Here is a 13,477-nt window from a genome sequence, read left to right as displayed (position 1 = left end):
GGAGCGCGGGGCGGTAAAGCTGCCCCTTGCTCCCATGGATAGGCTGATCATGGCCGTGATGCGTCAAGGGTGCGCTGCGCCCGTGCTTCCGTTCGCCGGAACGGTGGAGCTGTTCCGACGAGCCGGGAGCGCGGCCCTTGACCCAGCCTGGTTAGGACGGGCGATACGGCCCAGTACGTTGCCGGAACCCTGCCGGTCGCGGTACCGCATCGCCCGAATGGTTCGGATGGTGTTGAAGAAGATCTCGGTCGGAAAATCGGTGCTGTCGTTGAAGGGAACAGTCAGGAAATAGCCATCCTCGTAAACACCCTCGAGGGGCAACACCACGCCAACGATGTGCTTGAAACGCCAGATAGCTTCCGGGTCGTCGTCCCAGACCAGTTCAACGAGAACGGTCTGGCCGATGTAGCCGATAGCCGTAGCGGCATCCAGGGTGAGCGTTTGACTAGACATGGCTGTAGTCCCCCTCTTTGAAGGTGGTCTTGCCCTTGAGCAGGTCTTCACGCAAGCGCGCCAGATTGACCATGCGGAAGTCAGCCAGCTTGAGGCTGGGGATCGTTCCGTTATCCACCCAGCCAATCGCCTCCTCGACCGATATGCCGCTCATTTCGGCGAAGGTGATGACGCTACAGAGGTCCAGGCTCTCATCGGCTTTGCTCATGCCAACCACTCCTTTTCCAAAAGTTGCTGGGTCAGCAGTGCCACGTTGACCATGACGTGCTTACCTACCTTGTGTGAGGGGATGTAGCCGTTACGAATCCAGCCCCATACGGTGTTGTGGTCGTCGGCCATGCGAATCCAATCCGCGAACTCGCGCCAGGGCAGAACCGGCGGGGTCGGGAGCAGGCCTTTCGGAGTGAGGTTGCTTTCTTCCAAGTCCATGGGCTTTCCTGCACTATGTTGGTCTTTGTTGGGCTAGCGATATGGAATATATCCATATGGAAATCATCCATAAAACCTGCTCGTATGGCAACAGTCCATATGATTGTCTTTGACAATGAGTACCCGAATGCTTGATAGAGCCCTTGAATTGCTTGAGACGACGAGCCTCAAAGACCTTGCTGAGGTAAACAGCAAGGAATACGTGAGGTGGCAAAGCATCAAGCGAGGCAAGGCGAGGATTAGTGCGGAAGAAATTGAGCAGCTCGGGACGCTGTACCCGGGCTATCGCTGGTGGCTGATGACTGGTGAGGTTATGCCGGATAAAGGCCAGACCAGCCCCGAATACGACGAAGCCAACCGAAACTTGACCAGTCAAAACGCGGGATAGCAATCACAAAGGAAGTGACTAGACGCTGGTACGCCCGAACAAGGTCAAGGATGAGAGAAGGGTAAAAGAACAGGCTTGCGTTTGCCTGATGTAGCTTGTAGTCACGCCCGTCGAAAGGAGTCGACATGACCACACTTAAATTACTTACTACCGCCATTGTCTCTGCAGTTGTCACCGCTCCGTTAGCTATCTGGCTAACGAACACCCCTCCCCTCCAGAAAGAACTCACTATCCCCCCACTATTATTCTCAGAAGATAACGGAGAGCTGGTCATTTGGGGCGCATGGAGCACCATCGAAGGCTACAAACACCCATCCACCGTAGCCACTGAGATCCGTTGCTCCAAAGAGCTAATGACCTGCACAGAGGGTTTGGGAATGCTGCTCCTTCATGACTATGGTCAGGATTTGGAGGCCCAGACATTCACCTATCAAATAAACGATTGGAGTAGCGAAGCTATTAGCGCTATCGCTAAAAATCTGATGGTCGAGTGTTTGCAGAGAATGCTCTCCATCGACCTAAGTAGGCAGGCAGCGGTGCTGAGCTGGGCGCCAACTAGTACCTGTGATGATGGAGACACAGGGAAGGCCATTCTCATAGGCGATGAGGTTGATAACAGAGGTTGAGCCCCACCAGAGCTACCCCAGTAGGGCGATCAGAGACTAAACGTCAGTGACAATGGAAAGGTTGGGAGCCAGCATGACAACATTGGCCAGGCGGCGAGCTTTTACGGCAGCCCCCACCATGAGCAACTGTTTCAGTCCCACTAGCAGAGGTGACGGAATGAACGCTCTGCGCGAATGCGGCTTGAGCACCAATCGCCAACCCCATGACCACTACCGCACTAGCCAAATTTTTCAGAAACATACTTCCTCCTTAAAGCTTTTTCTCGGTCGTATTACGTGTAGCACCTTCTTTATAGCATGCTGGCCGCAGGCCATCGTATGGCCAGAGCAAAATAGACCTAGCAAGCAACGGCACCTAGTTTCTGGGTCGATAAAGTGTCGAAAAAATGTCGAAAACATAGACCAGAGAAGGCCTGCACTGACCTGAAGAGCGAACAGGGATGCCGCAAAATGCCTAGTTTTGGCCAAGATATGCCGGCGACAGACAGACTTGGAAACGGGTTCGATTCCCTTCGCCCGCTCCAGATTTCATGCAGCCTCCAACCCCATCAATGTCTCCCATCCGAAGATTGGGGTCCGTTTCGGGGGCCGCTTATCAGTTTTGCTTGCCCTCAATGATTTCCAGCATCGTTCTGCTCTTGACCCGAACGATGAACAGGAAACGCCTGCACACTCAAGACAGGATTCCTGCTCCTGCCCAGCCCCGAGCAAGCGCAACTGAACTCATCCGGCGTTATGCCACTCCTGCAGCTTTCCACTTTCTGTGATTTCTACTGCACGACGATCAGTACACGCTTGGCAATCAGACTCAGCGGAAGCTTACCGCTGCCCAGGCCAACGACTCGGCTGAGGATAGCCTCTCCCCTTTTCTTGCTTCTTGACCCGACTCGTAGCAAGCCACCTGCTCACTCCAGATTGACCAGCGCGACGTAACCCGCCAGCAAGATTGGAATGAAACTCTGGACTGTACGCCTTCACAAGCGTCACTAACCGGCAGAGCCAGCCGCTTGCGTGTGGCTGATATGAGCCCGTTTCCTGGGCCAGAAGGTTCTCCGGGCCCATTTATTCACCGGCTTTCACGCCGCGTTCCCAGCCCGAAGAACAGCCCGCCGATGCATACCATGCGGTTGCACATTTGCGATGCACGGCATGACAATTGTTAACAATTGTACGATAATCAGCCGCAGCATCAGGGATGAACCCGCATTGAACAGTACTTAGTGATTGGAGTAACCAAAATGCCTGGAAGCAGTACGATCTCGAAGCAAAGCTTCGACGTGCAAACGGCCAACATTCTTCGCGAGATGATCGTTACGGGCAATCTGGAGGCCGGTTCCCGCCTCACGGAGGCCAAGCTGACCGAGCAGTTTCACGTATCCCGTGGCACCATCCGCGCTGCCCTGCAGAAGCTGCACAACGAGGGCCTGGTTTCTCAGGTGCCCTACACCGGTTGGCACGTCATCGCCATCAACGCGCAAGACGCCTGGGAATTGCACAATCTGCGCCGAGTGCTCGACGGGCTGGCCGCGCGCCTGGCCGCGGAGCGCATCGAGCCCGAAGGCGCCAAGAAGCTTGAAGAGGCCTATCAACGCCTCTGCCAGACCTGCGAAGGTGGCGACCCCAAGGACATCGCCAACGCCGACTTCGAGTTGCACAAGCTGATCGTCTCGCTGTCGGGACATGGCCGGCTGCAGGAACACTACAAGCTGACGGAGCAGCAGATTCGCGTGTTCATCGCCTCCTGCGATTCCGAATTTTCCGACTACAAGAATATCGGCCAACGCCATGGGGCTCTGGTTCAGGCAATACTGGCAGGTGACGCCGATGCCGCCGAGCGCCTGGCCAAGGAGCACAACGCCAGTCAGGGCGATGCCCTGATCAGCAGCTTGCGGCAGATGGAAACCCAGAAGTAGGCCTAACAACCCGGTCACTCGCCAAGGCCATGGCCGCTGGCGAGTGACCTTCCACTGCGGGTCAGTCGGTCAAGCGATCAGGCCGCTTGGCCTCTCGCTCATAGTGAATGGGCATGGCGTATCCATAGAACTGCTTCGCCCGCTCCGGCCGGTTGACCGTTTCAGGGTCCAGGACGTAGGTCGGCAATGCGGTGATCCACGCGCCCTCGCCTTCTACCCGGGTCACCCGGTGCAGCGAGTAGCGCCCTTTGAACAGCTGCAGCGCGCCCGGCTCCCATACCAATCTGTGCACGCGACTGCGGTCGCCATCCAGCACGCGCCTGACCCCCTCGAAATTCTCATCCTCGAGCGAGCGCATGTTCGGCACGTACTCGAACTCCCCGCCCTGCTCCGGCTGCTCGACCGACACGCTGATGGTGAATTCATTGCCGTCGAAGTGCCAGGGAAAGTAGTGCCCGTCTTCCATGATCGCGTAGGGACAGCGGGCCAGGGGATCGGCCCATTGGTAGATCGGCCAGACGCCGACGCAGGCGCCGACGAAGCGGGTCATGGCATCCCAGTCGTAGAGCGCGCGCAAATCGGAGTCGGCCTCGAGGATATCCGAGTTGATGAAGCCGCTGGTGCGCCGCTCGAAGAAGCGCTTCGGGTGATGTTCCGGCAGCGAGGGGTCCTCCGCGGTCATATAGGGGTTGTGGCTCTGCTTCGACCAGAACGTCCGCTCACGCAGGCGGTAGGCTTCAGCCCGCATCCGCGCCACGGCCTCGGGCTGGATGAAGTCGGGCACCACGCTGCAACCGGTCTCATCCAGTTGCGCCCGGCACTGGGCAATCAGGGCTTGGGTTTTGGGGTTTTCCGGCTGGTGAATCGGGTAGCGCTGCAGATCGATGATGTCGGCAAGCGACCGGGTGGCGCGCTCTGTAACGGACGCAGGTGCTGTAGTCATGGGGCCTCCAATCAGCCAATGGGTTGCACATCGGCCCGCATGATCACCACCGCTCTCGCACCAAGCAAACAAATATAATTCCGGCTATCCATCGATTTCTTAAATTCAACTGGCATTCGCCGGCACTGAGCGCTTGTGCCGGCGACTGGCCCCATGGAGCTGCCTCACGGCATTTGCTCATGGCGCATGTCGATGGCCACCACGTCCTTCAGCGCACCTTTGGCCAGGTCCAGCAGTTCGGCATCGATGGGCTCCTTGGGATGCAGCAGATAGACCGGTCTTTGGAAGGTTGGTGCCTTCTCGATCAAATGCAGCCGGCCGGCCTCGAGCAATGGCTCCACCGTGCGCTCGGAGAAGTAGCCCGAACCACCATGTTTCAGGATGTAGTCCAGACCGATCATGCTCAACCCTACCGACAGGCGCGGTGCCCGGGTTTCCGGATAGGCAAGGCTGTGCGCCGCGCGGAACTCGGCGCCCCAGTCGACGAACACGTAATCCGGCTGCCAGTGCTTGGTCACCTTGCGCGCCGTGGTCGAGACCAGCACCAGGGTATCCTCCATCAGCAGTTCGCAGGCCAGCCCGGGCTGCTGACGCGGGATATAGGTCATCGCCAGGTCGATCAGGCCGTCGCTGAGGTCGGCCAGGAGATTCTCCGAATAATCGGCCACCACCCGCGTGCCGACATTCGCCGCACGCGTCTGCATGGTCTCGACCCAGGCCGGGGCGATCCGCTCCCAGTGATTCATCTGCACGCCCAGGGTCACCACCGCATTGAGTTCCTCGGGCAGCGCCACCTCCTGACGGGCCTGCTCCCAGGCCCGCACCGCCGCATGGGCGAAGCGGTGGAAATGCCGCCCCGCCACGGTCAACTCGCAGCCCTCGCGCTTGCGCACGAACAGCTGACGGCCCAGCTGCGTCTCCAGCACCTTGATGCGCGCGCTCACCGTCGACTGGGTGATGTGCAAGCGATCGGCGGCCAGCTGAAAGCCGCCGCTGTTGGCGACTTCCAGAAATGCTTTCATGTGATTGATATTCAAGGCTTTTCTCTGATTGAATCGATTTCTTGAATGGGGAGCAGCAAATAAAATCGTTTTTCTAATATAAGCGTTTTGCAGATGATCCGGCCATGCGCCAAGCGCGCCGCAACCCAAAACGTTTTCGTCCGGAGACATCGCAATGCCTCAAGCCGCTCAAGCCCTCGCCGAACCCGTCTTCAGCCCAGCGCTGGATGCGATCATCGACCTCGATCGCTACCCAATCCACCAGCCGGAGAACCCGCTGACACTGGCGTTGATCGAACAGTGCCGTATCGAACTCGATGCCGTGGGTTGCTGCTGCGTGCGCGGTTTCGTCCGTCCCGAGTCGATCGCCCGCATGCTCGCCGAGGCCGAGCGTCTGAAGCCGCAGACCTACTGGTCCGAGAACGCCAACAACCCCTACATGACCAAGGACGATCCGTCGCTGCCCGAGGATCATCCCAAGCGCATCTTCAACAAGCGCACCAACGGCTTCATCAACTCCGACATCCTCGAGGCCGACTCGGACCTGCGCGCGGCCTATGACTCCGACGAGGTGCTGCGCTTCGTCTCCGACTGCCTCGGCGTGGCGCCGATCTACCGCTGGGCCGACCCGCTGGGGCGCAACCCCTACAGCGTGATGGACCCGGGCCACGAGTTCGCCTGGCACTTCGACGGCAACGAATTCACCGTCAGCATCCTGGTCCAGGGGGCCGAGAAAGGCGGCATGTTCGAGTACTGCCCGGACCTGCGCACCCCGGAGAACGAGAACCTCGAAGCCGTCACCAAGGTGCTGCGCGGCGACCGCGGCCCGGTCCAAGAGCTGGACCTGCAGCCCGGCGACCTGCAGATCTTCAAGGGTCGCTTCTCCATGCACCGGGTGACCAAGATCGAGGGCGACCGCACCCGCTACATCGCCCTGCCGACCTATGTGCTGGACCCGCACAGCGTCAACCGGCCGGAGCGGGCCAAGCAGTTCTATGGTCGCGCCGAGCCGATCCACTACGAACGCGAAGCGCAGCGCCCGGATCGCCTGCTCGACTGAGCCCTGTGCTCCCTTACAGCGCCGTCCGAGCAATCGACGGCGCTTTTTTTGAGCCCGCCACCGCCACCACGCCCCCCTACCACTACTTATCCGGTGCCATAGCATGAACAACATCGACATGGTTCGCCTGGCCCACACCTCGCCGGTGATGCGCCTGACCGACACCGAAGCGCAGATCGACATGCGCCGCCTGCGCGCCTACCGCCTGGGCCGCATCCGCGAGCAACTGATCAAGCGCGACTACGCCGCCTGCATCCTCTTCGACCCGATCAGCATTCGCTACGCCACCGGGTTTCGGAACTACGCACTGTTCCAGATGCATATCCCCTGCAGCTACCTGTTCGTGCCGGCCCAGGGTCCGGTGATCCTCTACGAGTCGGAGTCCTCCTACCACATAGCCCGCGGCCTTGAGACCATCGACGAATGCCGCCCGGCGCTGCAGCTCAACTATTTCTTCGGCGGCAGCCGGGAGCAGGAGTGGGTCAACCAGTGGGTCGATGAGGTCGCCTCCTTGATGCATGAGCATGGCGGCGGCAACCGGCGCCTGGCGATTGGCCGCACCGATGCGCGCATTCCTTTGGCTCTGGCCAATTGCGGCCATGACATTTTCGATGCACAGGAGCTGGTGGAAGCGGCACGGCTGATCAAGTCGCCGGAAGAAGTGCTGTGCATGAACCACGCAATCACCGTGGCCGAGGTCGGCATTTCGCGCATGCGCGAGGCGCTGACGCCCGGCATGACCGAGGTGCAGCTGTGGTCGATCCTGCACCAGACCAACATTTCCATGGGCGGTGAGTGGATCGATTGCCGCCTGCTGTCCTCCGGCGACCGCGCCAACCCCTGGTTGCAGGAGGCCAGCGACCGGATCATCCGTCCCGGCGAGCTGGTGGCCTTCGACACCGACATGATCGGCCCCCTGGGCTACTGCGCCGACGTCTCGCGCACCTTCCACTGCGGCCCGGGCAAGCCCTCCGACTCCCAGCGCCGGCTCTACCAGCTGGCCCACCACGAGATCCAGCACAACCTCGCGCTGATACGCCCCGGCGTCAGCTACCGCGAGCTGTCGGAGAAGGCCTTCAAGCCGCCGGCCGAGTTCGTCGCCAACCGTTACCCGTGCATCGCCCACGGCATCGGCATGTGCGACGAACACCCGAGCATCTTCTATCCCCAGGACTTCGAGAAACACGGCTACGACGGGGTGATCGAGGAGAACATGACCCTGTGCGTGGAAAGCTACATGGGCGCAGAAGGTGGCTACGAAGGGGTCAAGCTGGAACAGCAAGTACTGGTCACGGCCAATGGCTGCGAGGTGCTGTCGCGCTACCCATTCGAAGAGAACCTGCTGGCTTAAGGCCGTGCATCCTATCTGCAGAGCGCTTTAGGGAGACGAAACAAATGGCCCAAGACGTAAACGACATCGTCCGCAATGGCCTGTGCATTGGTTGCGGGCTATGTCAGAGCATTGCCGGTGAAAACAAGTTGAAGATGACCATGACCGCAGCGGGGCGGCTTCGCCCTTCCCTTATTCAGCCGCTGCCTGCCGAGATCACGACACGAATTTACTCCGTATGCCCCGGCGTGCGGGTTGAGGGGCTAGAGTCGCGCGATAACGACCCTGACTTCGCTACCGACCCGATCTGGGGCCAGTCTGCACGCCTGAGCATAGGTTACGCCGCCGACCCGCATGTGCGCTTCAAGGCATCCACGGGAGGTGCGCTTTCTGCGTTGTGCATCTATTTGCTCGAGAGCGGTAGAGTCGATTTCATTCTCCATGTGGCGGCCTCCAAGGCGCAGCCCATGCGCTCGGAGCGCCACCTGAGCTTCGACCGTAGCCAAGTACTGGAAGGGGCCGGCTCGCGCTACGGGCCCGCCGCGCCATTGGTCGACTTCTGCCAGCTGCTCGACCTGGAAAGACCATTTGCTTTTGTCGGAAAACCCTGCGATGTGGCCGCGGTGCGCAACCTGGCCAAAATTGACCCGCGCGTTGATAAATATGTGCGCTACCTGCTCAGCCCAGTCTGTGGCGGCGCTTCGGAACTGACACTGAGCCACAACATCATCGCCCGCTTCGGGCTCGAGGAAGCGGAGGTTGGCCTGCTGCGCTACCGAGGCAACGGCAACCCAGGGCCAACACGAATCGAAACCAAGGACGGCCGCACGTTCGAGGCCTCCTACAACGAGGTGTGGGGTGACGAAGCGGGTTGGCAGCTGCAAGCGCGCTGCAAGATCTGCCCAGACGCCATTGGCGAGCAAGCCGACATTGCCGTTTCCGATGTATGGCCAGGCGGTTCGCCACAAGGCGAAGACGCCGGCTTCAACGGTTTCATTGCACGCACGCACAAGGGACTAGAGCTCCTGAAGCAAGCCGAACGTGCCAACGCAGTCTGTCTCGAACGACCGATGAGCTTTCGTGACCTGGACCTGTTCCAGCCCCATCAAGTGCGCAAGAAACAAGCAGTGGCCGCGCGGGTGCTGGGTATGCTGCTGGCCGGCCAGATGCTTCCGCGTTTTCGGCGCCTGCGGTTGCTGCGCTCGGCCTGGGACGCCGGCCTGCGCCACAACCTGCGTAACTGCCTGGGTATGTTCAGGCGCTCACGCCAGGGCAAGACCCGCGAGCCGGCGGCTTAGAGGTGGTAACTGCCGCCGAGGCCTCAGGCGACGGGCGGCAACTTCCGTTAAAAGCGCTCCAAATCCGGACGCAAATCCAGCTCGAAGGTCCAGGCCGAACGGTCCTGCTGGATCAGGTGCAGGTAGCTGGCAGCGATGGCCTCGGCCTTGAGGGTAGAGGCCTCATCTTCCCCTTGCGCCCAAATGACCCCGTCGAGAATCACGTGCGCCACATGAATCCCGCGCGGCCCCAGCTCACGGGCCATGGCCTGGGCCAGGCCGCGCTGGGCGGACTTGCTGGCGCCGAAGGCGGCGAACTGGGCGCCCGGCTTCACCGCCGAGGTGGCGCCGGTGAAGATGACGGTCCCCTTTCCCCTCGGCAGCATCCGCGAAACGGCCTGCTGCGCGCAGAGAAAGGCCCCCAGGCAGTTGCCCCGCCACAGCGCCTCGAAGTCGGCTGCCGTGGTCTCGAGCAAGGGTTTGCAGAGGAAGGTGCCGGCCGTGTAGACCAGCACCTCGGGCACCCCGAGTTCACGCTCGATGGCCGCGAAGGTCCGCTCCACAGCGGCCTCGTCGGTCAGGTCGCACGGGTACGCGCGCATCAGGCCTCCGGCATTGCCGATCTCTTGGGCGAGTCCGTCAGCGACTTCCTGGCGCCGGGCCAGCCCGGCCACCGCATACCCCTGCGCCGCCAGCGTGCGGCAGACCGCGGCGCTCAGGCCCGAACCGACTCCGGCGACCACGGCGACAGCTTTTTCGGTACTCATAGTCGACCTCCCTCTGTATCTGTGGTGGCGGATCAGCAGATATCCCCGCCGCTGAAGGCCTGACCCTTGGGAATATCACGGTACTCGGCGAACACCTGCTCGAGCGGCACCGCCAGGGATTCGGCGACCACATTGGCGGTAGCGCGCAAAACCGCCGCCTTGAGTTCGCCCGTGCGCCCTTCCAGGGCGGTGATCGAGATCAGCGGCGCGGCTCGCCCGGCTTCCGACGCGCTCCAGACGCGGTCGCCCTCGGCATAGGTGCCGGGGGCGACCGGCTGGAAGATCGCCCAGCAATAAGCCTGGGGGATGCCCAGCGCATCGGCCGCCGCGGCGGTGCAGCGGGTCAACAAGCGGCCGATGTCGCAGCTTGCGGGGGCGATGGCCTGGATTCGAATGGTCGGCATTCAGCTTACTCCTGGATGGTTGATTGAAATCACTGTTTTCGCCCCTGCACGTAGGGCGCATGGGCGGTCAGGCCGCCGTCCAGCACGAACAGCTGGCCGCTGGCGAATGAGGCCTCGTCCGAGGCCAGCCAGGTCGCCAGGCTGGCGATGTCCTGCGGCTGGCCGAGACGACCGACCGGATGCTGGGCGATCACCGCCTCCTCGGCCTCGGCCGGGTCCGCCTGGCTCTTCAGGTAGGCGTCCATCATCTCGGTGCGAATCCAGCCCGGGCAGATGGCGTTGCAGCGAATGCCCGCGGCGCCGTAGTCCACCGCGATGGCCTTGCTCAGGGCATGCACGCCGCCCTTGGAGGCGCAGTACGCGGCCAGCCCCGGATCGGCGGCGAAACCGTCGTAGGAGCCGATATTCAGAATGACCCCGCCGCCGGCTTTGCACATGGGTCCAAGCGCGGCCTTGGCGCAGAGAAACACGCCCTTGAGGTTGACGCCCATCAGCCAGTCCCACTCGGCCTCGCTGGTCTCGCCGATGGGCTTCTCCAGCTGCACGCCCGCGCTGTTGACCAGCACGTCGAGGCACCCGCAGCGTTCGAGGGTGAAGTCCACCAGCGCCTGCACTTCCTCGGCCTTGGCCACATCGGTACGGCAGAACATAGCGTTGCCGCCGGCCAATGGCCGATCGGGCTCGCTGCGCCCGGCCACCACCACCCGCGCGCCCTCGTCCAGGAAGCGTTCGGCGATGGCCCGGCCGATGCCGCGGGTACCGCCGGTGACGATCGCCACCTTGCCAGCCAGCCTGCCGTTCATCTCAGCCTCCCGGGCTCAGTAGCCGCGAACCGGATCGTAGATGGGGAACGGCTGCTCCCCTGCCTCGATGCGCTTGACGTTGTCGGCCATCAGCCTGGCGGCAGAGTGGGCGTAATTGATGCCGGCGATATGCGGGGTGACGAACACCTTGGGGTGATTCCACAGGGGGCTTTGCGCCGCCAGGGGTTCGCTGCAGAACACGTCCAGGGCCGCGGCCTCCAGATGACCGCTGTCCAGCGCCTGCACCAGGTCCTTTTCGACCAGGATCGGCCCGCGGCTGATGTTGATCACACAGGCGCCGGCCGGCAGCAGCGCGAAGCGCTCGGCGTTGAGCAGGTTCTCGGTGGCCGGGGTGAGCGGCAACACGTTGATCAGGATGTCCGTGCGCCGCAGGAAATCGGCCAGGCGCTCGTCGCCCTGGTAGAACTCGACGCCTTCGACGCTGACCGGATCGCGTCCCCAGCCGGCCACGCTGAAACCCAGGTCGCGCACGAACTTCGCCGCCACCGCGCCCATGGCGCCCATGCCGAGAAAGCCGACGCGGCGCTGCGCGGGATCGCGATGGGGATGGCGGCGCCACAGCTGCTTCGGCTGATCCTGCTGGTAGAGATGGTAGTTGCGGTGAAAGTGGATCACCCAGTGCACGGCGTGCATGGCCATGTCGCGGACCACCAGATCGTCCACCAAGCGCACGATGGGCACGCCCTCGGGCAACTCCGGATCACGGATGATGTGCTCCACGCCGGCGCCGAACGACAGGATCGCCTTGAGGTTCGGGTAGCGCCGCAGGTCACCGAGCGGGTGCATCCACAGCGCCACGTACTCGATGTCGGCCGGGTCGCCGACATCGGGGAATACCCGGAAGTCCAGGTCGGGTAAGTGCTTGGCGAACTCCTGGCGCCAGGACTCGGGGTCGGCGCCTGCGTAACTGAACAGCAATGCCATGGGGCCTCCGCTGTGGAAGTGGATGGGATCAGCGCACGCGGTAGCGGTCCACGGCATCGGGATCGAGGCTGAAGCCCAGCCCAGGACGCTGCGGGATGGCGATCTTGCCCTCGACTATTTCCATCTTTTCCCGGTACAGCGGCGAGAACCAGGACACATGCTCCACCGAGATGCAGTTGGGCGCCGAACCGGCGATGCTCAGGCTCTGCTCGGTGAAGATATGGGTGGAGACCGGCATATTGTGGGCGGCGGCCAGGCTCGCGGCGCGGCGGAACTCGGTGAGCCCGCCGATGCGCTGCAGGTCGGGCATCAGGATGTCCGCGGCCTTGGCTTCGATCATCGCGCGCATGCCATGACGGGTGTACTCGGTTTCTCCCGAAGCGATCGGCACGTCCAGCGCCGCGGCCACGGCGGCATGGCCCTGGTGATCGTAGGAGGCCACCGGCTCCTCGAACCAGCCCAGGTTGAAGGGCTCCAGCATGCGCCCCAGACGAATCGCCTGATGGGGCGCGAAGGCCTGGTTGCCGTCGGCCAGCAGCTCGATGTCCGCACCGATCGCCTCGCGCACCGCGGCCACGCGGGCCACATCCTCTTCCATGCGCGGCTTGCCCAGGCGGATCTTCATGGAGCGGAAGCCCTGAGCCAGAAAGCCCCTGGCCTCCTCCACCAGCTCGTCGACACTCTGCGACAGCCACAGGCCGCTGCTGGCATAGGCCTTGACCGAATCGCGGTAGGCACCGAACAGCTTGTACACGGGCTGGTTGGCGGCCTTGCCGATCAGGTCCCAGCAGGCCGTGTCCAGCGCCGCCATCGCACCGATAGTGATGCCTTCGTGGCCGATGGGGTTGATCTCGCGCCACATGCCGTCCCACATCCGCTCCACGTAGTGCGGGTCCTGCCCCACCACATGGTGGGCCAGGCTCTTGATCATGGTGTCGAACACGCTCAGCCGGGCGCTATTGAGGGTGAAGATGTAGTTCTCGCCGACCAGGCCGTTGTCGGCCTCCAGATAGACCAGCACACAGCCCACCGAGCGCGTCTCGTGAATGGCCGTGATCAGCGGCTTCTCCAGGGGCACCTCGACCAGCACGGTACGCAGATTCGTAATCTTCATTTGCACAGTTCCTGACTCGCTTGA

The 13,477-nt window shown here is 62.1% G+C and carries 16 protein-coding genes; 6 read left to right on the top strand and 10 right to left on the bottom strand.

What is annotated here, in order from left to right; genetic code table 11:
• Positions 1–63: 63 nt before the first annotated feature.
• From KDW96_RS17895 to KDW96_RS17885, 3 genes are read right to left on the bottom strand one after another with little or no spacing between them, the layout of a single operon-like run.
• Complete coding sequence (locus KDW96_RS17895) at positions 64–453, bottom strand: hypothetical protein (RefSeq protein ID WP_255837570.1); 390 nt, start codon at positions 451–453, stop codon at positions 64–66.
• Complete coding sequence (locus tag KDW96_RS17890; protein ID WP_255837569.1) at positions 446–661, bottom strand: hypothetical protein; 216 nt, start codon at positions 659–661, stop codon at positions 446–448. Before KDW96_RS17890 ends, KDW96_RS17895 begins: the two co-directional genes overlap by 8 nt.
• Positions 658–882: a helix-turn-helix domain-containing protein gene (locus tag KDW96_RS17885; RefSeq protein WP_213640738.1), complete on the bottom strand. Its 225-nt coding sequence runs from the start codon at positions 880–882 to the stop codon at positions 658–660. The genes KDW96_RS17890 and KDW96_RS17885 overlap by 4 nt, the downstream gene beginning before the upstream one ends.
• 127 nt (positions 883–1,009) lie before the next feature.
• Between KDW96_RS17885 and KDW96_RS17880 the strand changes: the two genes are divergently transcribed.
• The 3 genes from KDW96_RS17880 (at position 1,010) to KDW96_RS17870 (ending at position 3,809) form a co-directional block, all read left to right on the top strand.
• Complete coding sequence (locus KDW96_RS17880) at positions 1,010–1,270, top strand: DNA-binding protein (RefSeq protein WP_255837568.1); 261 nt, start codon at positions 1,010–1,012, stop codon at positions 1,268–1,270.
• A gap of 125 nt (positions 1,271–1,395) precedes the next feature.
• A complete protein-coding gene (locus tag KDW96_RS17875; RefSeq protein WP_255837567.1) occupies positions 1,396–1,896 on the top strand; it encodes a hypothetical protein in 501 nt (166 codons plus the stop codon).
• A 1,238-nt stretch (positions 1,897–3,134) separates the two neighbouring features.
• A complete protein-coding gene (locus KDW96_RS17870; protein ID WP_255837566.1) occupies positions 3,135–3,809 on the top strand; it encodes a GntR family transcriptional regulator in 675 nt (224 codons plus the stop codon).
• A 61-nt stretch (positions 3,810–3,870) separates the two neighbouring features.
• On the opposite strand, the gene KDW96_RS17865 is transcribed toward KDW96_RS17870, so the two are convergent.
• Positions 3,871–4,752 (bottom strand): HalD/BesD family halogenase, encoded by an 882-nt coding sequence (locus tag KDW96_RS17865; protein WP_255837565.1) that lies wholly within the window; start codon positions 4,750–4,752, stop codon positions 3,871–3,873.
• 164 nt (positions 4,753–4,916) lie between these two features.
• Positions 4,917–5,774, bottom strand: coding sequence for a LysR family transcriptional regulator (locus tag KDW96_RS17860; protein WP_255837564.1), 858 nt, complete (start codon positions 5,772–5,774; stop codon positions 4,917–4,919).
• Between the two features lie 154 nt (positions 5,775–5,928).
• Here KDW96_RS17860 and KDW96_RS17855 point away from each other — a divergent pair, with 154 nt between their 5' ends.
• From KDW96_RS17855 to KDW96_RS17845, 3 genes are all read left to right on the top strand, one after another.
• Entirely contained in the window at positions 5,929–6,813 is an 885-nt protein-coding gene (locus tag KDW96_RS17855; protein WP_255837563.1) for a HalD/BesD family halogenase, read from the top strand.
• A gap of 103 nt (positions 6,814–6,916) precedes the next feature.
• Positions 6,917–8,164 (top strand): M24 family metallopeptidase, encoded by a 1,248-nt coding sequence (locus KDW96_RS17850; protein WP_255837562.1) that lies wholly within the window; start codon positions 6,917–6,919, stop codon positions 8,162–8,164.
• A 44-nt stretch (positions 8,165–8,208) separates the two neighbouring features.
• Complete coding sequence (locus tag KDW96_RS17845; RefSeq protein ID WP_255837561.1) at positions 8,209–9,441, top strand: Coenzyme F420 hydrogenase/dehydrogenase, beta subunit C-terminal domain; 1,233 nt, start codon at positions 8,209–8,211, stop codon at positions 9,439–9,441.
• A gap of 47 nt (positions 9,442–9,488) precedes the next feature.
• Here KDW96_RS17845 and KDW96_RS17840 read toward each other — a convergent pair whose 3' ends face one another.
• From KDW96_RS17840 to KDW96_RS17820, 5 genes are read right to left on the bottom strand one after another with little or no spacing between them, the layout of a single operon-like run.
• Positions 9,489–10,187: an SDR family NAD(P)-dependent oxidoreductase gene (locus KDW96_RS17840; protein WP_255837560.1), complete on the bottom strand. Its 699-nt coding sequence runs from the start codon at positions 10,185–10,187 to the stop codon at positions 9,489–9,491.
• A 32-nt stretch (positions 10,188–10,219) separates the two neighbouring features.
• Positions 10,220–10,591: a tautomerase family protein gene (locus KDW96_RS17835; RefSeq protein WP_255837559.1), complete on the bottom strand. Its 372-nt coding sequence runs from the start codon at positions 10,589–10,591 to the stop codon at positions 10,220–10,222.
• Between the two features lie 29 nt (positions 10,592–10,620).
• Complete coding sequence (locus tag KDW96_RS17830; RefSeq protein ID WP_255837558.1) at positions 10,621–11,394, bottom strand: SDR family NAD(P)-dependent oxidoreductase; 774 nt, start codon at positions 11,392–11,394, stop codon at positions 10,621–10,623.
• A gap of 15 nt (positions 11,395–11,409) precedes the next feature.
• Positions 11,410–12,339 carry a 2-hydroxyacid dehydrogenase gene (locus tag KDW96_RS17825; RefSeq protein ID WP_255837557.1) on the bottom strand — a complete coding sequence of 310 codons (930 nt, stop codon included), beginning with the start codon at positions 12,337–12,339 and terminating at the stop codon, positions 11,410–11,412.
• A gap of 28 nt (positions 12,340–12,367) precedes the next feature.
• Positions 12,368–13,453, bottom strand: coding sequence for a mandelate racemase/muconate lactonizing enzyme family protein (locus KDW96_RS17820; protein WP_255837556.1), 1,086 nt, complete (start codon positions 13,451–13,453; stop codon positions 12,368–12,370).
• Positions 13,454–13,477 lie beyond the last annotated feature (24 nt).

This window comes from Pseudomonas benzenivorans, from assembly GCF_024397895.1.
In the GTDB taxonomy this organism is placed as follows: Bacteria; Pseudomonadota; Gammaproteobacteria; order Pseudomonadales; family Pseudomonadaceae; genus Aquipseudomonas; species Aquipseudomonas benzenivorans_A.
Note: the sequence above shows the minus strand (reverse complement) of the source record. Positions and strands in the feature narration are given on the sequence as shown.